This is a genomic window from Pseudomonas corni, assembly GCF_057128765.1.
Map to the genome: position 1 here is coordinate 33,063 of NZ_JBSKHW010000009.1, position 22,611 is coordinate 55,673.

The following is a 22,611-nucleotide window of genomic DNA, read 5'->3' on the forward strand; positions in this document are numbered from 1 at the left end:
CTATCTGTTTAAACGCCCTCACGTTCGGGGGGCATGCAGCGACACTCAGCTGTTCTGGCAGCCGTAAGCTTCAACGGTGTATTCAAGGTCGTGGGTAACACCTTTGTGATCGACATACACCATGTGCGCCTCGACCAGTCCGCACACTTTGTTGGTGTCCTGTGCGGTGGTCATGCTGATGACTTTGTCGATGTCCAAGTGCTCGGAGTATGTGTATTGCTCGACGTCGGGGGCTGTTACGTTTGTGACATTTCCGTTGGCCGAGGCGAACACGCTGACCATCATGAGTGCGGCAAAGAGTGAAGTTTTCATCGTTGGTATTCCTGAAGTGAGAAAGGGCTGAACAGTGGGTTGGAAGTAACGTTGCGGGTCGTTTGCTTCTGGAACCGATTCTGTTCGCCTTCAGGTTTTTGCAGAAATACTGACGAGCAATGCCGGGGATCATCGGCACTGATGTCTGGAACGACGAGGTGTTGTGCGCGCAAAAAAAAGCCGCCCGAACATACTCGGGCGGCCGTTGCGCGATGAGGGTCAGGCTTGCAGGAAGGCCAGCAGATCCTCGTTCAGCTGATCGGCGTGGGTGGTCGGGAATGCATGGGGCGCGCCTTCGTAAATCTTCAGGCTGCAGTCAGCGATCATCTCCGTTGCCAGCTTGACCGTTGCTTCAAACGGCGCCACCACATCACCGCCTCCGTGGAGCACAAGGGTCGGTACGTCGATCTTGTCCATGTCGGCCCGGAAGTCGGTTTCGGAGAACGCGGTCACGCAGTCGATGGTCGATTTGAGTGAGGCGAGCATCGCTTTGGTCACGGTATGAGTGAAGATCGCTTGAGAGACTTTCTGGCCGATGTCCGTGCCGTAGAACATCGGATTGAAGTCAGTCATGAACTGCGCGCGGTCCTTGAGAATGGCGCCTTTCATGCCATCGAACACGGCCTTGTCCACGCCCTGTGGATGGTCGACGCTTTTGATGAAAGCAGGTACGACCGCGCCCAGCAATGCCAGCTTCGCGACCCTGGAGCTGCCATGGCGAGCAATGTAGCGTGTGACGTCGCCGCCGCCCATGGAGAAGCCCACAAGGGTGACGTCGCTCAGGTTCAGGTGCTCGATCAGCTGATGAATGTCGTCGGCGAAGGTGTCGTAGTCGTAACCTTCCCATGGCTGGTCGGAGCGGCCAAAACCCCGGCGATCGTAAGCGATGGCGCGGTAGCCGCGAGAGGCCAGATAGTGCATTTGCGCCTCCCACATATCGCCATCCAGCGGCCAGCCGTGGCTGAACAATACCGGCTTGCCTTGCCCCCAGTCGTTGTAATAGATCTTGGTGCCGTCAGTGGTGGTAAAAGCGCTCATGGTGTTCTCCGCAATGGACAGGATCAGAGGTGAATCTCACCCGAGCCTATGCGGTCTGCCTGAAGCCGTATTGAATGTGCGTGCTCTGAGGTCTGACATGGGTTTTCGATTCAGTGCGCCAGCGTGTAAAAGCCCTTGAACACAGGTGATTACGCCAGGCGCTTGTGCCAGTCGCCACCATGAGTCTTCTGGCATTCCTCCTCGGAGTCGAATTGGATGATGTGCACTGAAACCTTCGTATTGATGCCCGCCTCGATCAACGCAAGGCCTGTCAGCTCAATAATTCGCGCTTTTGCAGTCGTCTGGGCAAGTACCTTGTCAGCCAGGGTTTCGAACACCCACGTCACCTTCAACGTTTGCGCCAGCGCGTTCAGATCAGCGGTGTGGGTCAGCCATGTGAAGCCTTTGATTTCAGCTTTGGCGGTCTCGCAGGCTTCGGTCAGCGTTTTCACTAAAAGGCGCTCGACGCGCGCAAGTTCACGTTTGCCTGGGGGCATTGCAGTTCCTGTGAAATTGAAAATAGGACGGTTTTGCCCGCGGGGTAACGGCGCGACCTGATCGGGGCAGCGCCTTGCCCACATCAGGCAGTTCGATACTCGACGGTCAGGTGACTTATTTCGTGAACCGGTTTGAGACGCTCACGAATGCTCTCGGCGTTTGCCGTAGCCTGGCCAGTGACGCTGACGATTACAGCGTGCGCCTGCGGGCCTACCCGCCAGACGTGCAAGTCTGTGATTGTTGCATCGCCGGACTTCTCAACCAGCTCGCGGATTTCCCCGGCTACGTGCTCATCCGTTTGATCGAGCAGCACGCCGCACGTGACGATTATCAAGCTCCATGCCCAGCGCGCGATGACGATGGCACCGACGATTCCCATTACAGGATCCAGCCATACCCATCCCAGGTATCGGCCGGCAAGTAGTGCAACGATGGCCAACACGGATGTGAGCGCGTCCGCTATGACGTGGACGTAGGCGGATTTCAGGTTGTTGTCGTTTCCGTGATGGGCATGGTCGTGATCAGAATGCCCATGACTATGTCCATGCCCCAGCAGCAGGGCGCTCACGACGTTGACCATCAGACCGACAATAGCGATGAGCGTGGCAGTGCCGAATTGAACCTCTGTTGGCTGCATGAGGCGCATGACTGACTCAATACCGATTGCCAGCGAGACCATCCCGAGAATGAGCGCCGATGCAAATCCGCCCAGATCTCCCACTTTCCCGGTGCCAAAGCTATAGCGCTGGCTAAAGGCGTGGCGTTTGGCATAGGCGTAAGCAGCCGCTGCAATGCCCAATGCGCCTGCGTGGGTGGCCATGTGGAAACCATCGGCAAGCAGCGCCATTGAACCGGTGACGTAACCGGCGGTGATTTCGCCAATCATCATCACCACGGTCAACGCTACGACCCAAAGGGTGCGCTTGGCGTTTTCCTCGTGGGCAGAGCCGAGGAATACATGGTGGTGCGTGTGATCAATAGTGCTGTGGGGGCTGTTCATGATTTGCACCTGTCGTCACTTGGAATAGCGGCGGATGGCTTCAAGGAGCTCTTCGACGCCCTTGTTGCGTGCCTCTTCGCTGAGCGAGGGGCTGGCTACATGCTCTCGGGCGTGTTCCTCAATGATTTCTTCCATCAGTCCATTCATCGCGCCTCGCGTAGCAGCGACCAGATGCAATGTTTTTGCACAGTCGAGATCCGATTCCAGTGCCCGCTCAACGGCTTGAATTTGTCCTGCGATGCGTTTTACGCGTTTGAGAAGACTGTCTTTGTTCGACGATACGTGACCCATGTGAATACCCCCAATGCCGATGTCGGATGCATCATAGGGATACCCCCTATCCCTATGCAAATACCGTCTGGCAGAAGTGGTGATCTGAAGGGAGAGATGAGCTGGCGAACGGGGATTCGCAGCACTGCAGCATGGGGCCAATTGCGGCCCAGAGGCAGGCTATGGATCACTCGCCTTGAGCCCGAACCCAGTCGAGGGTTTCATCCAGCGATCGCTGGAATCGCTCCAGCAGAATGTCGATCTCTTCGGGGTTGATGATCAGCGGGGGACACAACGCGATGCTGTCGCCTATGCCCCTGACGATCAGAGCGTTCTGCTGCGCGCGTTCGGTGAAGTGCTTGCCTAACTGCCCAAGACTTCTGAATGGGGCCCTGGTGTCTTTATCAGCGACCAATTCCACCGCTGCTATCAGTCCGCAACCCCGTACTTGCCCCACCAGGGGCGACAGCGCCAGGCGCTGCAGCCCGGCATGCAGGCGCAGCCCCATCGCGGCGGCATGCTCGATTAAGCCGTCCTGTTCGATGATATTGATGTTGGCCAGGGCCACGGCGGTTGCTACCGGGTGGCCGCTGCCGGTGAAACCGGTTCCCAGCACGCCCTTGGTGTGACTCTGGTCAGCGATGGCGCCGTATAAGTGCTCGTTGATCAGCACAGCCGCAATTGGCTGATAAGAGGAGGACAGTTGCTTGGACAGGATCATCGCGTCGGGGGTGATGCCAAACGTCTCGCAGCCGAAGCGCTTGCCGGTGCGGCCGAATCCGCAGATCACCTCGTCGGCAACGATCAGGATTGCGTGGCGACGACAGACCTGTTGAATCCGCGCCCAATAGCTGGCCGGCGGTACGATGACGCCGCCGGCGCCCATCAGCGGTTCGGCGACAAAAGCGGCAATGGTTTCAGGCCCTTCGCGAACGATCAGTTGTTCAAGCTCGACGGCCAGACGCTCGGCAAACTGTTCTTGGCTTTCCCCTTGGCGGCCGTGGCGATAGAAGTGCGGTGTGCCAACATGGAAGAAACCCGGCAGCGGCAAGTCGAAGCCGCTGTGCACGCTCGACAGCCCGGTCAGGCTGGCGCTCAGGGCAGTCACACCGTGATAGCCGCCCAGATGGCTGATGATTTTCTTGCGCCGGGGCTGGCCGATGGCGTTGTTGCGGTACCAGATGAGCTTGATCAGTACGTCATTGGCTTCCGATCCTGAGTTGGTGAAGTACACCTTGCTCATGGGCACCGGCGCCAGTTCAATCAGACGTTCGGCCAGGGCAATGCTCGCCGGGTGCGATTTATGCCCGAACGTGTGATAGAAGGGCAGCGTTTTCAGCTGCTGGCAGGCGGCGTCCACCAAACGCTTTTCGTTGAAACCCAAGGCCACGCTCCACAATCCCGACATCGCTTCGAGATAACGTTTGCCCTGGTCATCGATGACGAAAACGCCGTCACCGCTCTGGATAATCAACGGCCCCTGCGCTTCATGAGCACGCGCGTCGGCGAAGGAGTGCAGCTGAAAACGCACATCTGTGATGGCGAGCGAATCAGTCAAGCCCGGCATTGTCAGCTCCTCGATCAACCACGTAGACGGTCCGGGTGGCGGTCAATCCAGTTCCAGAACACGAGCAAGCTCGATGTAGTCCAGGCTCCACAGCGTGCCTCCGCCCATTTTCTGGTTATGCATGGAGCGAAATCCCGTCAGCTGCTGGCCGCGTTTGCTCAGGGTACGCGCCATCTCCAGCGGGATGGCGAACGGGTAGGCTTCTTCGGGCACCAGCCAGCCAGGGCAGAACGCCAGGGTCAGGGCGCGCCGCGGACGGTTGGAGACGTTGGCGCCACCCCCGTGGACGATCTTCCCCGAGAAAATCATCGCATCGCCTTTCTCCATGACGGCGGCAATGCTGGGCGTGTCCTCCATGCGCTGGCGATCGTTGTAATCGGGCCAGCTATTGCTGCCGGGAATCACCCGGGTGGCGCCCATCTCTTCGGTGTAGTCGGAAATGGCGATGATGCAGTTGCACATAACCTCAGGTCCGGCCGGGCCCAGGTTACGAAACACCGGGTAGTTCTCCAGATCCCTGTGCAGGAACTGCGCCTTTTCTCCCGGCTGTATTTCGATGATCTGCGCAGCATTCATCCAATAGGCGTCGCTGGTTTCCAGCATCAGCGTGTCGATGTACGAAAGCATGACCGGGTGATCCAGCATCTCCTCCCGGAATGTCTTGCTGCGCCGCACCAGTTGCGTAATCCGTTTGGTTTTCTTGCCCGCAAACTCTTGCATCCACTCAGGACCATCGTGCCCTTCATGCCAGGTCTGGACGATAGGGTCCATCTCGGCATTGAAGCGATCGACCTGGGCTGTGAACAGGCCCTTGATGATGACGCCGCCGTCTTCATCGATGATCTGTTTGACGATCTGCGGGTCGGTACCTGACGGTACTTCGCGCATCCTGTCGATGGTTGGGGGCTGAGGATGGGTCTGGGTGGCGAGCATCATGTTCTCCAGTCAAGTGGGACGCGTTGCAACTTACGCATGAAGGCAAGGCATAGACCGATGGTAGGACCGGGGTGGAGGGTCAAACAGGTGGATGACGGCCAATTTTGCAGTTTTTGAAGGCCAACCTTTTTGGCTGTCAGGCACAGAACTTTGGCCGCCGCGAACCTGTGCGCGGGCGCAAGCGACCTGCAACATCTGCTGAAAAAGGGCCGCGTCGACGCCGGTTCTTTACTGCCAGGAGATGCTCATGCGTAGCGATATCAGCTTCAAGACAACCGACGGCCTGACGTTGAAAGGCTGGTTTTATGTACCCACTGGCGCCATTGGCCGGCATCCGGCGATTGTCATGGCCCACGGCTTTACCGCCGTTAAAGAACAGTATCTGGACCGTTACGCTGAAGTGTTCGCGCAAAACGGTTTCGCTGTACTGGTCTATGACAACCGCAATTTTGGCGCCAGCGAAGGTCTGCCGCGTCAGGAGGCGGACCCGCAATTACAAGTGCGTGACTATCGCGACGCCATCACTTACGTAAGCAGTCTGGATGCAGTTGATGCGGCGCGGATCGGTATCTGGGGTTCGAGTTACAGCGGTGGTCATGTGCTGCAGGTGGCGGCATTCGACCGTCGAGTCAAGTGTGTGTCGTCCCAGGTCCCGGCCATCAGCGGTTCGGCAGACGTGCGCATGGCCGTGCGTCCTGACTTGATGCCCGGCCTGATCGATGCGTTCGAGTCCGATCGTGCTGCACGTTACGCAGGCGAGGCGCCGCTGCTGATGGATGTGGTGGCCGTGGACCCCAAGGCTGACTGCGCCTTGCCCGGACAGGACTGTTACGACTTCTTCACCCATAGCGGCGACACGGTAGCCCCAGCCTGGCGCAATGAGGTGACGCTCAAAAGCATCGAGCTGCTCAACGAGTATGAACCCGGCTACGCCATCGACCGCATCAGCCCGACACCGCTACAGATCATCGTCGCGACCAGAGACACCGTTACAGTGCCGGATGCCGCGCTCAAGGCCTATGAAAAAGCCCTGCAACCCAAGCATCTGGTACTCCTGAACTGCGGCCACTTCGATCCCTATCTGAGTGAGTTCCAAGCCTCGAGCGGCGCAGCCGTCGAGTGGTTCAAGCTTCATCTGTGACTCAAGCGTTCACCTATAAACCGCTCGCTTACCGGCGCCGGTGTGCTTCTTCCCATTCGGTCCGTTTCAGGTCCGATCTGCCCGTTCCAAGGAATCCACTATGTCCGCCGCAAAATGGCCTGAAAACCACAGTCAATCCAAAGCTCTCTATGACCGCGCCAGCAAAGTCATGCCCGGCGGCATCACCCGCATTCTGCCGTGGCAGGAGCCATTTCCGGTGTATGCCGGCAGCGGTTCGGGTGCTTATGTCACCGATGTCGACGGCACTCGCCGCCTGGACCTGCTGAACAACTTTGCCTCGCTGATCCATGGCCATGCCCATCCGGCAATCGTGGCGGCGATTCAGGATCAGGTCACCAAGGGCACCGCATTTACCCTGCCAACCGAGCTGGAAGTGGTACTGGCCGAAACCATCTGCGCGCGTGCCGAAAGTTTTGAATGGATACGCTTTTCCAACTCCGGCTCAGAAGCGGTGATGTGCGCGATCAAGGCGGCGCGGGCAATCACCGGGCGCTCGAAAATCGTCAAGTGCGAGGGCGTCTATCACGGCTCCTACGATTACGCCGAAGTCAGTCTTGACTCGTCGCCGGAAAACTGGGGTGATGACCCCAAGTCCGTCGGCTATTCCAAGGGCGTGCCCGAAGGCGTGAAGAATGACGTGGTGGTGATCCCGTTCAACGATGTGCAAGCGGCCGAGCGCATCATCCTGGCAAACCGCGATGCCATCGCTGCGATCCTCATCGACCCGGCCCCCAGCTACTTCGGTTTCGTGCCGGTGTCAGAGGCATTCATCACGATGATTCGCCGCGTGTCGACCGAGATCGGCGCGGTGTTCATTCTGGACGAGGTGATCACCTTCCGCGTCCACAGTGGTGGGGCGCAGACCCGTTTCAACATCAAGCCGGATCTGACCGTGCTGGCCAAAATCATCGGCGGTGGTTTTCCGGTGGGCGCTGTGGCCGGTTTGCGCAAGTTCATGCAGGTGTTCGACCACCGGGAAGGCAAACCACTGTTGCCCTGGAGCGGCACGTTTACCGCCAATCCGATCACCATGACCGCCGGCAAGGTGTGCCTGGACCTCTACACACAGGCCGAGTCCGATCGCCTGGACGTGCTGGGTGATCGGCTGCGTGCCGGTATCACCGAGGCATTTGCCAACGCCAGCTTCCCGGGCCAGGTCACGGGTTTTTCTTCCATGTTCATGGTCTTTGGTCACCAGCGCGAGATTCGCGATTACCGCAGTGGCTATTCCGACAAGCAAGAGTCCAGGTGGGTGACTCGTTTGCAGCGCAACCTGGTGCTGGAGGGCTACCACATTGCCAAGACCGGCAAGGCGTTTTTGTCCACCGCCATGACCGAGGCGGACGTCGATGGCTTCATCGCCGCCACCGAGCGCGCTGCGCGCCTGGCGGTTGAAGAGGCTGCCCACGGCTGATTGACGGCAATAAAAAAGCGGCCCTGCCAGTGCAGCGCCGCTTTGTTTAGCCCCCGATTATTGCGCGGTATAAGCGCCGTCAACGGTCAGCAATGAGCCGGTCATCCACTGTGCGTCCTCTGAAGCCAGGAAGGTCACTGCCTTGGCCACGTCCTGAACGTTACCAATGCGCGGCCAGGGCGTGAGGTTTTCCAGCAGGGTCTTGATCTCGGGATTGTCCAGTTCCTGGCGCACCATGGCGGTGGCGAGAAAGCCCGGGCACACGGCATTGACGTTGATCTTGTGGCCGGCGAAGTCCACGGCCAGTTGGCGGGTCAGGTTGTTGACCGCCCCTTTGGAGGCGCAATAGGCCGCTTCCTGCGCCAGACCTACCAGCCCACCGATTGAGGAGATGTTGACGATCTTGCCGCGCGTGCCGGTGTCACTCACTTCTTGCTTCATCATCTGGGTGATCGCGAACTTGCAGCCCAGCCAGGTGCCTTTGGTGTTGACGTTCATGGTCAGGTCGTAATCGGCTTCGGTTTCTTCGACGATGGTCTTGAGTTCGACGGCAACGCCGGCATTGTTGATCATGATGTCCAGACGTCCGAATCGCTCGACGGCGGCCTGCACCAGCGCTTCCATGTCGGCATAACGGGAGACGTCAGCTTTGACAAAAATAGCCTCGCCGCCGTTGTCGCGGATCCGTTGATCGGTGTCGATGTGCAGGTCTGTTTCAAAGCCTTCCGGCCGGGCCTTTCGGGACAGGTCCGAGCACACCAGATGCGCGCCTTCGGCGGCCAGCGCCAGGGCAATGGCGCGGCCATTGCCTGAGCTAGAACCGGTGACAATGGCTATTTTATTGTTGAATCGCATTGGGTCGCCTCCATCGGCAAGCAGGGTTCAGTCGTGGGCATTTGCCCGATTCAGGTGTCGCGCCCTGAAGTCTAAAAACGCTCTGAAGGCGTTAACAGGTGCAAAAGGGACAGCGAGGGGCCGCTGCGGATGTGTGCCGCAGAAAGGCAGGCGCAGTCAGGCGGATGAGCTGACGCTGGCGGCAATGAACTGCGCGGCCTGGGTGAGCAGCGCGCGCCCGGTCGCGATTTTGCCGGCGCTGGTGAGCAGGCCATGGGCGTGGCGCGGCAGGTGATGATGAATCACCCTGGTGCCGGCCCGTGCCGCGGCTGCGGCATACGCAATGCCTTCGTCAGCGAGTGGGTCATGTCCAACAGTGAGGATAAAAAGATCCGGCTGGACCCGGCCTTCGGCATGCAACAGCGGAGAAAGCCGGGCATCGCCGAGGTCCTGATCCGGCAGCAGGTATTGTTCTCGAAACCAGTACATCGAAGCTGCCGTCAGCGCAAAGCCTTGGGTTAACCGGTGATAGGACGCGTGACTGGCGGTCAGGTCAGTGACGGGATAGAACAGGACCTGAGCCTTGAAATCGATGCCTTCAACCCGATATGCGGGGTGATTGGCCAGTACCGTTGCCATGTTGCCGCCTGCGCTGTCGCCTGCGACCACCACACGGGTCAAGTCCAGTCGCAGATCGTCAGCGTTGTCTCGGATAAACCGCACAGCCGCCAGACAATCATCCAGTGGCACCGGGAAGCGGTGCTCTGGCGCCAGGCGATAGTCGATGGCCACGACGCTTGCACCTGACTGATTGGCCAGGCTGCGGCACAAGGTGTCATGGCTTTGCAGATCGCCGATGACCCAGCCGCCGCCGTGGATGAACACCACCAGCGGCGTCAGCGAGGAGGGCTGACTGCCTGACGGCCGATAGAGACGTACGCTCGCCTTGCCCTGTGCAACCCCGTACTCAAGGGTACGAACCTGGGCCACGGATTGTTCCTCGATGCCATTGGCGGCGCAGGCCGTGAGGTAATTGGCCCGAGCGTCGGCCAGCGGCACGTCCTGGAAAGAGACTTCGCCGTTGGCGCGAAACGCCCGGACCAGCTCCACCGCGTCGACGGCGACCTGATCCAGTGCGACGGTTTGGCTCATGAGCGGGCCTCGCCGTGGTCACCCAGCACATGGTAGTCGTCGGTCTGCCATTGGTTAGCCAGGGCGCGGTATTCGTCCACAGTGCCAGACCAGTTGTTGATCACTTTGCCAGCGGCATTTTTGTACCAGCTGGAGCAGTCGGACGAGAATGCCGAGGACTGCATGTTGGTCTGCAGGGCATCGTTGTAAGCGTTGAACGCATCTTCCTTGACGTCGATCGCTTCACCTGCGAGGGCCTGCACGGCCTGAATGATGTAGCACTGCTGGATTTCCAGCATGGTGATGATCGAGTTGTGATTGAGATTGGTGTTCGGTCCATAAATCATGAACAGGTTGGGGAACCTCGGCACGGTCATTCCCAGATAAGCCTCAGCGCCGTGCTGCCAGCGCTCATGCAGCGTCTGACCGTTAACCCCGATCACCTGCAGGTCGCCCTGAAAAGCCTGGCTTTCAAAACCGGTGCCGAAAATAACGACGTCGAATTCGTGCAGGGTGCCGTTCTTGTCAACGATACCCGAAGGCACGAAGTAATCCACGGCGGCCGTTTCAAGGCTGACGTTGCTGCGCATCAGCGCCGGGTAGTAATCGTCGGAACGCAGGATGCGCTTGCAGGCGAACTCATAGTCAGGGGTGAGTCTGGCGCGCAGTTGCAGATCCGGCACTTGGGCTGCGAGATGATCGCTGGCCATCTTGATGCCTTCCTGCTGAGCTTCGGTGCCATGACGGGTTCGGGCGAAACCGTTCTCGCGAAACGCATGCAGCTGACGACGGCTCTCATGAAACAGGTCAGGTTCAGCGCTGTAGGCGTCCAGTTGATCCTGGGAAAAGACGATCTGATTGCGCGGCATGATCCAGTTGGCGCTGCGCTGGAAAACGGTGAGGTGCGCGGCTTGTCTGGCGACCTCCGGGACATACTGCACGGCACTGGCGGCAGCACCGATACTGGCGACCTTTTTACCGCTCAGCTGCGTATTGTCCGGCCATTGTGCCGAATGGAAGTACTGACCACTGAAGCTGTCCAGGCCGTTGAATGCCGGTATGGCCGGCTTGTTCAACTGACCCCATGCGGGAACGAAAAATCGTCCTTGCAACTGCGCGCCGTCGGCCAGTTCGAAAGCCCAACGCTGCAGACTCTCATCCCAGCGCGCCTGGGTCAGATCGCTGCCAAGCTTGATGTGCTGCAAAAGATCGTAGTGCTCGACCAGGGCGTCCATGTAGGCCAGTAGCTCCTGACGATCGGCGTACATTTTGCTGACCCGCAGGTGTGGATAGAAGCTGTAGCAGTACAGATGTGATTCGGTGTCGCACGCAGCGCCAGGGTAGGCGTTGTCGCGCCATACACCCCCGATCCGCGAGCCGCGTTCGAGGACGATGAAGTTGTCGATGCCTTGCCTCTTCAACTGTGCGGCCATTCCCAGGCCGCCGAAGCCGGCGCCCAGGATCACGATGTCGTAGGATGAATTTGCGGGGGTGGACATGGGCTTTTTCCTTATTGTCGGGCGCTGGGCAGAACGAGGTTGCCGGGGTCAGAGGACTGTTTGTAAAAAGGGCCAGGGCATCGCCCTTGGGCTGGGCGAGGGCCCGTTTGGCGCCAGATTCGGGCGCTACACCGAGTAGCGCGAAAGGGTTTCGCCACCGTCGATTCGCAGCAGCGCGCCGTGGATGTAGCTGGAGCGTTCGGACGCCAGGAACACCGCCAGGTCCGCCACGTCATCGATTTCGCCCCAGCGCTTGAGCGGAATGGTCTCGGCGAAATCGTCGACATAGCCGGGTTGCTCCATGAGGGCGCGGGTGAGGGCGGTCTTGGCATACGTGGGGCAGATGCCGTTGACGCGAATACCTTCGTGGCCATATTCGATCGCCAGGCAGCGCGTCATGTTGGCCTGAGCCGCCTTGGAAATGTTGTAGACCGACTGCCACGGATGACCACCCAGGCCAGCGGTGGAAACCAGGTTGATGATGTTGCCGCCACCGCCCTGGCTGAGGAACGCCTTGATCGCCGCCTGGGCGCCGAAGAAGGTGCCTTTGACGTTCACGTTCAGGCACAGGTCCAGCTCTTGCTCGCTGAACTCATGAATCAGCTTGCCGTCACGGTACACGCCGGCGTTGTTGATCATGATGTCGATGCGGCCGAAGTGCTGAGTCGCCGCTTGCACCAATGCGCTGAGGTCCTGGCTGCGAGTGACATCGCAGTGCTGAAAGATCGACTGGCCGCCTCGCTCGACGATCAGTTGTGCGGTCGTCAGTTCAGGCTGTTCGTCAAAGCCCTTGGGGTTGCTCGCCTCGCTGATATCTCCAATGACCAGTCGAGCGCCTTCAGACGCCAGCTTCAAGGCGATGCCGCGGCCCAGGCCTGTGCTTGCGCCGGTGATAACGACGACTTTTCCGGTCAGATTCATATCCATCGATGGGTGCCTCATGGGGTGACAGTGGATTGGGAAAACCGCCCCGAGCGCTGTGGGTGCAGGCCAGTGGCGTTGGCAGATCGGCTGCGCAGATTAACCGGCTACGGCCATGTTCCTTTCGGCCCGCACGGACGGCGATTGCTGGGGCTGTGCGCCCGTACTTTTTGCGTGGCCGAATCGTGAATATTTACCGCCGTTGTTGAGCACCCGGTACTCGCGCGGCGAGCGCCCGGTCCAGCGTTTGAAGGCATGGCGAAAGTTCGCTGCGTCGCTGTAGTTCAATTGCTCGGAAATGGCTTCGGTGGTCATCGGCGTGTTCAGCAGGTAACGGATCGCCAACTTCTTGCGCACTTCCACCAGCAGGGCGTTGTAGGAGGTGCCCAAGGCGTCCAGGCGGCGGCGCAAGGTGCGCGGCGACAAGTGCAGGCGATTGGCGATGTCCGATAGCGAGGCGATGGATTGTCCTGAACCGAGCAACAGGTTCTGCACTTGATGGCTGAGATCGTATTTCTGGATGACGTCGCGAACCTGGGTCTGGCAAGTGGCCTTGCAGCTGGCATGGGTGATGCTGTTGGCCTGGGCCAGCCTGGCATCGAGCCAGTGGTCAGCGAAGCGAATGGCGGTGCGCTCACAGTTGAAGCGCACGTCCATACCCAGGCTGTTGCGCACACGGTCCTGCTCTTCGAAGGAGGCGTCGATGGCCAGGTCGATGCCTGCGCACTTGAAGCCCAGCCCGAGGATGTCCTGCAACAGGGTGATCAGTTTGGAGATTTCCAGGTAGTACCAGAAACCATTCTGGCCGTTGCTCAGGCCGTATTGATTGCTGAGTTCCAGATGCACGGTCTCTTCATCCTCATGGATGTGCAGACCCAGCTTCAGATTCATCAGCAGGCCGAACTGCGCGGCCACGGCCAGCGCTTCACGCAGGGTAGCGCTGCTGAGAAGGGCGAAGCCGACGATGCCGTAGGAAGTCAGGTGCAGGCGCTTGCCCGTCTCCAGCCCCAGCAGCGGATTATTGCAGCTGTCATGGAAGGCGCTGTGAATCTGCGCGTGCTGGTTGAGCGAGATTCTGCTCTGGGGGTTGTAAAGGTCCGCAAGGCTCAAACCTCCGGCCGCCAGACATTGCCCGAGCTGGTGCTCGTCGCAGCCTGTGACATTGGCCGCAGCGAGGATCTCTGCCATGGAGAAAATCTTGTCGTCGCAGGTAACCGGTGTTGTGTCGATCAGTCCCATCATGCAGCCCTCACAGCGATAATCACGCAAATGGATCGCGCAACAGAGCGCGGTCGAAAGGAGATATCAGCGTCGAATCCAGGTGCGATTCGACGCGTTGGCTTGGGCAGGCCGGGGAGTTCTGCGTGGCGGTAACGCATCGTGTTGCGGTGCGGTGCCGATGTCTGCGCAGAAGCTGATGACAGCAAGTAAAAATCTTGACGTGCGCTGCAAGGCGACGCTTTCACAACGGGTCTTCGACCTCATTTTTATATCTCCTGACCTTTCGGATTCCGGCGTGCGGGACCCTGTTTTTGTTGGTCTATCAGGTAGAAATCGCGTCAGTGCGCAGACCTTCTGAAAAGCGTTTTCGCTTAACTAGGTCGTGTGACCGATTTAATATGGTCGTATGACCTAGGTCAAGCGACAGATGAACGAAATCCATAAAAAAACTCACCCTGGGGTGAGTTTTTTGTGGCGCGGTAGATGGGGTAGCCGATTTATTACGGTCGCTGTGGGGAGAGATGGATGAAGAAGGATTATGCGACGGCAGGCCGGGACCCCGATTCCGGGCAATGTTCCAGGGTTGCGCCGCAATCGCTGCCCAGATAAGTCAGCGGTGCGCCAAGGCTGCTGCACAGTGGCTTGAGCCGCTCGTAAACCCGTCGCGGTCCTGCACACACCAACTCACCACCGGCTGCGCCAAGCCTGTCCCCCTGGCCGGTCAGGCTGATTTCCAGATAATCGATATGCTCGCTTCTGGCCCACTCACCCATTGACCGAGCGCAAGACGCCGCTCGGGTCTGTGAGGTGTTGAAGCTGATCAGCGCCTTGCCGTGAAGGCCGAACGTGGTCTCGGGGCTGCATAGCCTTGCGCTCATCAGCAATTGGTCGGGAAAGCATGTGATCACTACATCACTGCTGTCGACGGCCTGTTCGAGATTGCGCAGCAGTTTGACGCCCTCACAAGGCGCCACCAGGTTACTGCGCAGCGGGTCCAGGCCGGCGACTTCAAATCCATGCGCCGCCAGCGTGCGCGCCAGACTGCTGCCGAAAGAGTCCAGGCCGATGATGGCAATGCGTTGCGGGCGAGCGAGGTTGAGTTCAGTAGTCATGATCGTGGGCTCTGTGGCTGAACGAAATTCAGAGTTGCATGGCGTTGTAGAGGGCGGCGATATCCATTTGACCCATGCCTGCGGTTTGCGCCATTCGGCAGTAGGCCAGATAGGCATCGGTGCTGGCATGGGGCACCTTGGCGCTCACCAGCGCATCAAGCACGATTTCCTGCCCTGCGACGTGAACGTCCACTGAGGCCTGTTCGCCGCCAAAGTCGCCTGCGATGATGCGTTGGGCAGCGGTGTCGATGCCGTCGACCAGCATCTGGGTCATGATTGATGACAGCGTATTGAACGCATCCACCGAAACACCCGCGCAGCTTGCCAGTACGGCGCCTTCGAGCCAGGCGGCGAAGGCCCCGAAATAGAAGGCGTACAGCGCAAGATAGGCCGGGGTGCAGGCTTGCGGATCGACGCCCAGATATTGGGGGTTCCCGGCCAGCAGCGTCAGGGTCTGCTGGTGTGCCTGCCAGGCATGGGGATGGCCGGAATAAAGAATTGCGGTCCTGGCAGCCCCGATGTCTTTGGGGTAGCAAAGAATCCCGGCGTCCAGATATTGCGCATTGTGCTCGTCGGCCCAGCGGGCCAGGCGCGCGACGTCCTCAACGGTGCCGGTACTCATATTGACCAGTGTTCTGCCGCCCATGTCGAAGGTCGGTCCCAGCTCCAGCAGCACGGCTTCGGACGCGACCTTGTCAATCATGCAGATGATGTTCAGATCGCTGGCGAGCAATGCCGATCCCACGTCGCTCGCCAGCGTGGCGCCGGACTGAATTAACGCGGTTGCGCGTTCGGTGCTGCGATTCCACACGGTCACTGCGCAGCCGGATTGCAACAGCGTATGGGCGAGCACCCCACCCATGGCACCAAGGCCCAGAACGCTGACGGAAGGTTTGGCTTGCGGCATAGACTTTTCCTCGGCAAAGAGATGTGACAAACGGCTCGGAAAAGAGCGTGGCGGCAACCCTTCGGATCGCCGCAGACGAGACCGGCTAGACCTTGGCGGGCGTGGTGAAATCCACGGCGGTGCCCAGCCAACCGTCCCAGCGTTTGGTCCAGTACAGATTGTGCAGTTGGGTGGTCATTGCGCCAGGGCCGGCCTTGCCACCCAGCACACGGTCATCGACGCTGTTGATTGGCATCACGCCGCCTGCGGTCGAGGTCAGGAAAGCTTCATCGGCATTGAGCAACTGTTCGACGTGTACGCGCTCGACCTGCAGCGGCAAACCGAGTTCTTGGGCCAGTTCCAGAGTCGTCTGGCGCGTGATGCCTTCCAGACAGCCGGAGTCAGGTGTAAACAGCACGCCGTCCTTGATCAGGAAAATATTCGAACCTGGGGCTTCGGTCAGGTAGCCGTCGGCATCGCACAACACAGACCACTCTTTGTTCGCTGCACGGGCCTCGAACAGCGACAGCTTGAGGTCCATCCAGTGGAAATTCTTGGCGGTCGGGTCAACGGCTTTCGGTGGAATGCGGATGAATTGCTTGCTGACCAGAACATCGATGCCACGGCTGCGTTGTTCGTCATCGGAAATGAACACGTACGGCACGACAAAGGCGTAGAAGCGGTTCTCATAAGCGTGCGGGTTAATACGGTCGCTGCCGTCGGGCATGAAGCCGCGGGTCACGGCCCACCACACGTAAGCCTCTTTGGTGCCAGCCTGCTTGATCAGGTTCTCGAGGATTTCGGTGGTCTGCGCCGGGGTGTAGGGGTTGGTCAGCTGGAACTTGCGACACGCGCTTTCGAAGCGTTTGAGGTGATCCTCAAGGCGGAACAGGTAACCCTTGCTGACGCTGACCACGTCGTAGCAGGCGTCGGCCTGGGTAAAGCCCAGGTCCGCCATCGGGATCGCGGCATTATCCAGGTCGACGTAAGTGCCGTGGATGAAAGCTGAACCGTGACCGTACCTGGGGTCGTGCGCAACCCGCACGTGTGCCGGATCGTTCAACATGATGTGGTCTGCCTGGATGATGCTCATCGCTCGATCTCTCTGCTGTGCGCAAGGGGGCGCCTTGCCTTGGCGATATTGCCGTGGGCCCTATCTTAGGAGGGGCAAGGCCGCCGCCAACAGGTGAGCGGGGGCCAAGTTACCAAGGGGATGCGGCCAGCCGGGCAATGTTGCCTGTGCGTCCGCGCATGTCCGAACCGGCCGTTTTCTTGGCCTGCGATCACCTTTTTTGCCGGGCAACGGATGCCTAAAGTCTTGGCAGCTCCACGCACATTTTTCAGGCGCAATACAAAGGGATCCGGCATGAATCATTCGACTGTGAGTTTTATCGGTCTGGGGCAAATGGGCGCGGCACTGGTGCCGCCTTTTATCCGGGCAGGTCTGCGCGTCACTGTCTGGAATCGCTCGCCAGGCAAAGCCGAACCGCTGGTGGCCCTGGGTGCCAGGGCCGCGGCTGATTTCGCCGACGCAATCAGGGCCTCGGAGCTGATCATCGTTTGCCTGGCCGACTACGCCACAAGCAATGCGCTGTTCCTGCAAGATGACATCGCGGCCTTGCTCAAGGGCAAGACCCTCGTGCAGTTCACCACCGGAGATGCCCGGCAGGCCGAAGCCAGCGCGCAATGGGCGGCGGAAATCGGCGTCGAGTATCTGGACGGCGCGATCATGGATTACCCGACAAGAGTAGGCGGCGCGGACTGCATGCTCTTGGTGTCGGGCGCCGTAAGGGTCTGGAACAGCTGCGCGCAAGTGCTGAAACTGCTGGGCGGACGCATGACGTATGCGGGAGAGAAAGCGGGCTCGGCGAACGTGCTCGATGGCTGTTTGCTGACCCTGTATTACGGCAACACCTTCGCACTCATGCAAAGCGCTGCGATGTTGCAGGCCGAGCAGCTTGATATCAAGGATTTGGCCACGGCCCTAAATGCCTTCAAGCCGGTGATTGAAAGCACCTGGCAGCGCACCATAAGCGCCATTGAACGCCAGGATTACTCAGGGAACGAAGCCTCGATCCAGGTTCACTCGCTGGGTCTGCAGTCGTTGCTCGGGCGGGCCAAGAGCGCCGGGGTTGAGCACAGTCTTCTGGCGTTGTTCTCGGGTTACGTCGATCAGGCGCTGACCAATGGTCACCAGGACCATGAGCTGCCTGCGGCGTTCGAGGTGTTTCGTCGCCGATGAGGCTTCAATGTCCCTCAGGATGACCTCCGCGCACCTGTTGGACCGTGCAGGCACAGTCATAATCGCCCCATGGCCTGACGCCCGCTGGCCCCTTGCGGGGGAACGGCCCTCAATAACAATAATGATTTTCTTGAACACTGCCCTCACTGGTTTCAGGAGCACTTATGCGTGAAGCATCCGGCTTACATTTGTTGGGCGATCATTGTTTTTTGATTGACGAATCCATCGGCGATCTCGATCTGGATCTGGTGAAAAGTCTGGTCGCGCTCGAGTCAGCTGAAAACGTCGGTGACGAAACTCGTCAAGCGACCGGTTCGATCATCGTTTCGGCTGCCGGCTGGTTCATCGCCGGTGTGGTGTTGTGGGCGCTCGTGGGTTTTTACATCTGAGGAGGGCGGGGCCATGAGTCACTCGAATGCAGATGTAAGCAGCCAGATTTCCCGGGAAACCCTTGCCGGTCGATTGCCGGTGCCAGGCGCAGCCAGGCTCTACACCGGCTTTGGTTCGCTGCTCAATGCCTCCGTGGCGTTGGGCGCAGCCAGTTACAACTACTTGTTCGGCGCTTCGGTCGCCGCCGTCGGTAGCACCGCACTGGGCATCGTCGGTTATGTCATCGGTCTGATGATGACCCTGGCGCCGATGTACCTGGCCTCGGGGATGCTCAGCTATCGACACGGCGTCGACCCGGTCGACGCCGCCAAGAGCGCGCTGGGTACTCGCGGGTCATCGCTGCTGCTGTTCATGATCCTGATCACCACACTGGGATGGGGCTTCGTGCTGGTGGCCATGACCGGTCAGGCCGCCGGACGCCTGCAACAGGTGCTGATGAATCCGGGCGGCGGCGTCGATAACACGTTCGTGGCGAGTGTCTCGATCCTGATGCTGGCACTGGTGTGGCTGGCGCTGCGCAAGGGGCCGGCGATGATGGTGCTGATGACGCGCTTTACTTCGCCAGCGGTGCTGATCATTGCCGCGATTCTGCTGTACCTGATTACCCGTGATGTCAGTGTTTCAACGTTGTGGCACACCAATGTCGCGCCGAGCGCCGCCTACACCACGGACCCGCTGCTGCAACTGGCGTACGGTGTGGAGTTCGGTGCCTCCAATGCGCTGACGATCGTGCCGTTTTTTGGCGGCATGGCACGTCTGATCCACAAGCGTAAGCACCTGATTACGCCTTGCCTGCTGGGCTCGGGCCTGATCGGCGCCGGGTTTACTACGGCAGTGGGGGCACTGGCTTGCGTGGCGACCGGATCCACAGAACCTGCCGAATGGGTCGTCAAGACGGCAGGCAACGGTCTGGGGACGGTCATTGTGACGGTCTTGCTGCTGGCCAACCTGGGGACGCTGGTGAGCTTTTTTTATCTGGCGGGCGTTTCGGTTCAGCAGGTCAGGTTCTTTGCCAAACTGCGCTGGGACGTGATCATCGCTTTGCTGTTGCTGCCGGGAGTGTTCGTTGCGTTTGAAACCGAATGGCTGATTGCCCATGTCATGAACTGGCTGGCGTACAACGGCGCCATGTTCGCGGGGATCGCGGCGGTGCTCTTCACCGATTATCTGCTGCTGCGCAGGCAACACATCCTGCCGGCGCATCTGTTCGTGAAAACCAGTGACAGTGCTTACTGGTACTGGGGCGGCGTCAACTGGGTAGCGATGGCGGTGGTGGTGCTGGGAGTGATGTCCTATCTGTCCTTCTTCAATCCGATGACCCTGCAAGTCAGCGCCTCGTTCCGCTACTTCGGTGCAGCCATGCCTTCGTTCGCGCTGTGCATCGCCGTCTACTACGTGGCCATGCGTCTGGTGATCGCTTCGAGCGACAAGGGCGGCTATCGCAACACTGCGCAAGCAGCCGAGAGGAAAGTGCTCGTCGGACTCTGAACCGGGTATCACTCAAACCGGGGCCCCGACGCGATGTCGGGGCCTTTTGTGTGGGTGCAGTCGGCCGATCCGTTCACCTGAAATATGACCGCGGCGCACCTGTTTGCCCGCCGTGGCTGGCTCATAATTGCGGCTGCTTTCATTAACGGTCGAGGCGGGGACGTACATGAGTGATTCCAATTCAGGGCTAAGCGCGGTCACGGCCCGCGAGGCGCTGGCAGGGCGGCTGCCCATACGCGGGGCCGATCGTTTGTACACGGGATTCGGCACCTTGCTGGCGGCGTGTGTTGCCATTGGCGCTGCGAGTTTCAATTACCTGTTTGGCGCCTCGATTGCTTACATTGGCAATACCAGTATCGGAATCGTCGGCTACCTGATCGGATTGATCGCGGGGCTGGCGCCTGTCTATCTGGCGTCCGGCCTGATCTGCTACCGACACGGCGTCGATCCGGTCGATGCAGCCAAGAGTTCGATGGGGACGCGCGGCTCGTCGTTGCTGCTGGCGCTGATTCTCATCACTACCTTGGGCTGGTCTTTCGTGCTCATCGCGATGACCGGCCAGGCAGCGGGTCGCCTGCAACAGGTCCTGTTCAATCCAGGCGGTGAAATCAACAACGGCTTCGTCACGCTGGTCTCGGTCTTGATGCTGGTGCTGGTCTGGGTGCTGCTGCGCAAGGGCCCGGCGATGATCGCGTTGCTCACGCGCTACACCTCACCGGCGATTCTGATCATCGCCTGCATCCTGCTTTATCTGATCACCCGTGATGTCAGCCTGACCACACTGCTGCACACCAATGTCGATCCCAAACTGGCCTATACCACCGATCCGCTGTTGCAACTGGCGTATGGCGTGGAATTCGGTGCCTCCAACGCGTTGACCAGCGTGCCGTTTTTCGGCGGTATCGCGCGTCTGATTCACAAACGCAAGCACCTCATCAGCCCGTCGTTGCTCGGTGCCGGGGTCATTGGTGCGGGGTTCACCTCCGCCGTGGGCGCGCTCGCGGCGATTGCCACTGGTTCGACCGAGCCTGCCGAATGGGTGGTCAAGACTGCGGGCAACGGCCTGGGCACTTTGATTGTCTCGCTGCTGTTGCTGGCTAATCTGGGTACGCTGATCAGCTTCTTTTACTTTGCCGGGGTCTCGGTCCAGCAGGTGCGCTTCTTCGCCCGTATGCGCTGGGATCTGATTATCTGTGTCCTGCTGTTGCCGGGGCTGGTGGTCGCGTTCAACACGCAGTGGCTGATCAACCATGTGATGAACTGGCTGGCCTATAACAGCGCGATGTTCGTCGGCATCGCGGGGGTGATGCTCACTGACTACCTGCTGCTGCGTCGTCAGGTGGTGTTGCCGGCACACCTGTTCGTCAAGGATCGGCAGGGCGCTTACTGGTTCTGGGGCGGGGTCAACTGGGTGGCAATGGTCACGATCGCCCTTGGCCTGATCGTCTATCTGATGCTGTTTGACCCTCTGTCGTTGCAGGTGGGTCCGACGTTCCGTTACGTCGGGGCGACGTTGCCGACTCTGCTGATCTGCATGGTCGCGTACTACGTGATGATGCGTGTGGTGATTGCCGCAAGTTACCGTGGCGGCTACCGCAATGTCCGTCAATTGGCCGAGAAGAAGGTGCGGGTAGGGCTTTGATCCTCTATCGACATCAGTATGCTGCGGTCTATTGAGTGAGGTGTTTGGATGGATCGAGGGCGTTCATGTGAACGCCTTCGTCGTCTTTCTTGGCGGCAAGTTGCGGCCAGGACGCTCAGGCAGCCCAGGCGCAGACTGATTATGATGCATTAAAATAGGTCGGTTGACCTTGGTTCTCCCCGTTCAGTACACTCGGTCCGATCAGGGTGGACAACCGATACTGCGTGCATCGCAGCAGGGTTGCGCCACATGTTCTGCGGCAGGCATTCTGTGCCGCAGTTATCTGCTTTGGAGTACGTCAATGTTGAGTGAAGCTGCTCGTGCCGAGTCGCTGTTCGAGCGCACTGCCAGCCCCCGCGAGAAGAAACGTGTTCAGCGCATCGAGGACATCATCGACACCGCGGCCATGCTCTTCGTGCGTGATGGCTACGCGCAGTTTTCCGCCCGCCGGGTCGCCAGTGAAATGGGCATCAGCCTGAGTAACCTCCAACACTACTGCGGCACCACTGAAAACCTGCTGCTGTCGATGATCCGCGCCAAGATCGAAGTCTTCGTGACGCAGTTCGTCGCCATCGCCAACGACACCTCGCGCAGCCCCGAACAGCGCTTCATCGAAGTGGTCGAACAGGACATGGAGGCTTCCCGCGATCCCTGGATTGCCTCGTTCTCCTTCCAGAGCTGGGCGCTGGCCGAACATGATCAGGCGATCGGCGAGCATTTGAAGAGCATCTACGAAACGTTCTGCCAAGTGATGGCCAAGTTGATCGGTGAGGTGAATCCGCAACTCACCACGACCCGTTCAGAAGTGTTCGCCGTGTTGATCGCGTCGCAGATCGAAGGCTTGCTCTTCTACAACAAACACACCAGCGCCCCGCACCAGCATTGGCATGAGACGGTCGCGACCATGCGCGACATGTGGCTGAAGATGATTCACGCCGGCTGATCGGTTCAGCGGCCACCAATCCCCGTTTTTAGGTCATTGATCACCTGTTGGACGAATCGACCAGCGCTTTATGCTCTGGGTTGAATCAGCTTTGGGGTGAGTATC

Annotated in this window: 22 protein-coding genes; 7 read left to right on the forward strand and 15 right to left on the reverse strand. The window is 59.4% G+C overall.

Annotated features, from left to right (window positions below):
- Window positions 1-45: 45 nt before the first annotated feature.
- From ACWKV9_RS15175 to ACWKV9_RS15205, 7 genes are all read right to left on the reverse strand, one after another.
- Window positions 46-312 carry a DUF2790 domain-containing protein gene (locus ACWKV9_RS15175; RefSeq protein ID WP_483836939.1) on the reverse strand — a complete coding sequence of 89 codons (267 nt, stop codon included), beginning with the start codon at window positions 310-312 and terminating at the stop codon, window positions 46-48.
- Window positions 313-531: 219 nt separating this feature from the next.
- Entirely contained in the window at window positions 532-1,350 is an 819-nt protein-coding gene (locus tag ACWKV9_RS15180) for an alpha/beta fold hydrolase (protein ID WP_483836940.1), read from the reverse strand.
- Between the two features lie 149 nt (window positions 1,351-1,499).
- Complete coding sequence (locus ACWKV9_RS15185; RefSeq protein WP_483836941.1) at window positions 1,500-1,847, reverse strand: hypothetical protein; 348 nt, start codon at window positions 1,845-1,847, stop codon at window positions 1,500-1,502.
- Window positions 1,848-1,930: 83 nt separating this feature from the next.
- Window positions 1,931-2,848, reverse strand: coding sequence for a CDF family Co(II)/Ni(II) efflux transporter DmeF (gene dmeF / locus ACWKV9_RS15190; RefSeq protein ID WP_483836942.1), 918 nt, complete (start codon window positions 2,846-2,848; stop codon window positions 1,931-1,933).
- A 15-nt stretch (window positions 2,849-2,863) separates the two neighbouring features.
- Window positions 2,864-3,139: a metal/formaldehyde-sensitive transcriptional repressor gene (locus ACWKV9_RS15195; RefSeq protein ID WP_483836943.1), complete on the reverse strand. Its 276-nt coding sequence runs from the start codon at window positions 3,137-3,139 to the stop codon at window positions 2,864-2,866.
- A 166-nt stretch (window positions 3,140-3,305) separates the two neighbouring features.
- A complete protein-coding gene (locus ACWKV9_RS15200) occupies window positions 3,306-4,685 on the reverse strand; it encodes an aspartate aminotransferase family protein (RefSeq protein WP_483836944.1) in 1,380 nt (459 codons plus the stop codon).
- 42 nt (window positions 4,686-4,727) lie between these two features.
- Entirely contained in the window at window positions 4,728-5,621 is an 894-nt protein-coding gene (locus ACWKV9_RS15205; protein WP_483836945.1) for a phytanoyl-CoA dioxygenase family protein, read from the reverse strand.
- Window positions 5,622-5,868: 247 nt separating this feature from the next.
- On the opposite strand from ACWKV9_RS15205, the gene ACWKV9_RS15210 reads away from it, so the two are divergent.
- Window positions 5,869-6,762 (forward strand): alpha/beta hydrolase, encoded by an 894-nt coding sequence (locus ACWKV9_RS15210; RefSeq protein ID WP_483836946.1) that lies wholly within the window; start codon window positions 5,869-5,871, stop codon window positions 6,760-6,762.
- Window positions 6,763-6,862: 100 nt separating this feature from the next.
- The gene (locus tag ACWKV9_RS15215; protein ID WP_483836947.1) at window positions 6,863-8,197 is read left to right on the forward strand and encodes an aspartate aminotransferase family protein; all 1,335 of its coding nucleotides are present in this window, start codon (window positions 6,863-6,865) and stop codon (window positions 8,195-8,197) included.
- A gap of 57 nt (window positions 8,198-8,254) precedes the next feature.
- On the opposite strand, the gene ACWKV9_RS15220 is transcribed toward ACWKV9_RS15215, so the two are convergent.
- The 8 genes from ACWKV9_RS15220 to ACWKV9_RS15255 form a co-directional block, all read right to left on the reverse strand.
- On the reverse strand, window positions 8,255-9,052 hold the full coding sequence (locus tag ACWKV9_RS15220) for an SDR family NAD(P)-dependent oxidoreductase (RefSeq protein WP_483836948.1): 798 nt from the start codon (window positions 9,050-9,052) through the stop codon (window positions 8,255-8,257).
- A 156-nt stretch (window positions 9,053-9,208) separates the two neighbouring features.
- The gene (locus ACWKV9_RS15225) at window positions 9,209-10,183 is read right to left on the reverse strand and encodes an alpha/beta hydrolase (RefSeq protein WP_483836949.1); all 975 of its coding nucleotides are present in this window, start codon (window positions 10,181-10,183) and stop codon (window positions 9,209-9,211) included.
- Window positions 10,180-11,661, reverse strand: coding sequence for a flavin-containing monooxygenase (locus ACWKV9_RS15230; RefSeq protein WP_483836950.1), 1,482 nt, complete (start codon window positions 11,659-11,661; stop codon window positions 10,180-10,182). Before ACWKV9_RS15230 ends, ACWKV9_RS15225 begins: the two co-directional genes overlap by 4 nt.
- 126 nt (window positions 11,662-11,787) lie before the next feature.
- Entirely contained in the window at window positions 11,788-12,588 is an 801-nt protein-coding gene (locus ACWKV9_RS15235) for an SDR family NAD(P)-dependent oxidoreductase (protein ID WP_483836951.1), read from the reverse strand.
- A gap of 93 nt (window positions 12,589-12,681) precedes the next feature.
- Window positions 12,682-13,824 (reverse strand): AraC family transcriptional regulator, encoded by a 1,143-nt coding sequence (locus ACWKV9_RS15240; protein WP_483836952.1) that lies wholly within the window; start codon window positions 13,822-13,824, stop codon window positions 12,682-12,684.
- 515 nt (window positions 13,825-14,339) lie between these two features.
- The gene (locus tag ACWKV9_RS15245; protein WP_483836953.1) at window positions 14,340-14,915 is read right to left on the reverse strand and encodes an NAD(P)-binding domain-containing protein; all 576 of its coding nucleotides are present in this window, start codon (window positions 14,913-14,915) and stop codon (window positions 14,340-14,342) included.
- Window positions 14,916-14,943: 28 nt separating this feature from the next.
- A complete protein-coding gene (locus ACWKV9_RS15250; RefSeq protein WP_483836954.1) occupies window positions 14,944-15,822 on the reverse strand; it encodes an NAD(P)-dependent oxidoreductase in 879 nt (292 codons plus the stop codon).
- Window positions 15,823-15,907: 85 nt separating this feature from the next.
- Complete coding sequence (locus tag ACWKV9_RS15255; protein WP_483836955.1) at window positions 15,908-16,894, reverse strand: aminotransferase class IV; 987 nt, start codon at window positions 16,892-16,894, stop codon at window positions 15,908-15,910.
- A gap of 213 nt (window positions 16,895-17,107) precedes the next feature.
- On the opposite strand from ACWKV9_RS15255, the gene ACWKV9_RS15260 reads away from it, so the two are divergent.
- The 5 genes from ACWKV9_RS15260 to ACWKV9_RS15280 all read left to right on the forward strand — a co-directional run bounded on the left by ACWKV9_RS15260 (window position 17,108) and on the right by ACWKV9_RS15280 (window position 22,506).
- A complete protein-coding gene (locus ACWKV9_RS15260) occupies window positions 17,108-18,043 on the forward strand; it encodes an NAD(P)-dependent oxidoreductase (protein ID WP_483836956.1) in 936 nt (311 codons plus the stop codon).
- A 164-nt stretch (window positions 18,044-18,207) separates the two neighbouring features.
- On the forward strand, window positions 18,208-18,432 hold the full coding sequence (locus ACWKV9_RS15265) for a hypothetical protein (RefSeq protein WP_483836957.1): 225 nt from the start codon (window positions 18,208-18,210) through the stop codon (window positions 18,430-18,432).
- Window positions 18,433-18,445: 13 nt separating this feature from the next.
- On the forward strand, window positions 18,446-19,921 hold the full coding sequence (locus ACWKV9_RS15270) for a cytosine permease (protein ID WP_483836958.1): 1,476 nt from the start codon (window positions 18,446-18,448) through the stop codon (window positions 19,919-19,921).
- Between the two features lie 166 nt (window positions 19,922-20,087).
- Window positions 20,088-21,563: a cytosine permease gene (locus ACWKV9_RS15275; protein ID WP_483836959.1), complete on the forward strand. Its 1,476-nt coding sequence runs from the start codon at window positions 20,088-20,090 to the stop codon at window positions 21,561-21,563.
- A gap of 301 nt (window positions 21,564-21,864) precedes the next feature.
- Window positions 21,865-22,506, forward strand: a complete 642-nt coding sequence (locus ACWKV9_RS15280; protein WP_483836960.1) for a TetR/AcrR family transcriptional regulator — start codon at window positions 21,865-21,867, stop codon at window positions 22,504-22,506.
- Window positions 22,507-22,611: the final 105 nt, after the last annotated feature.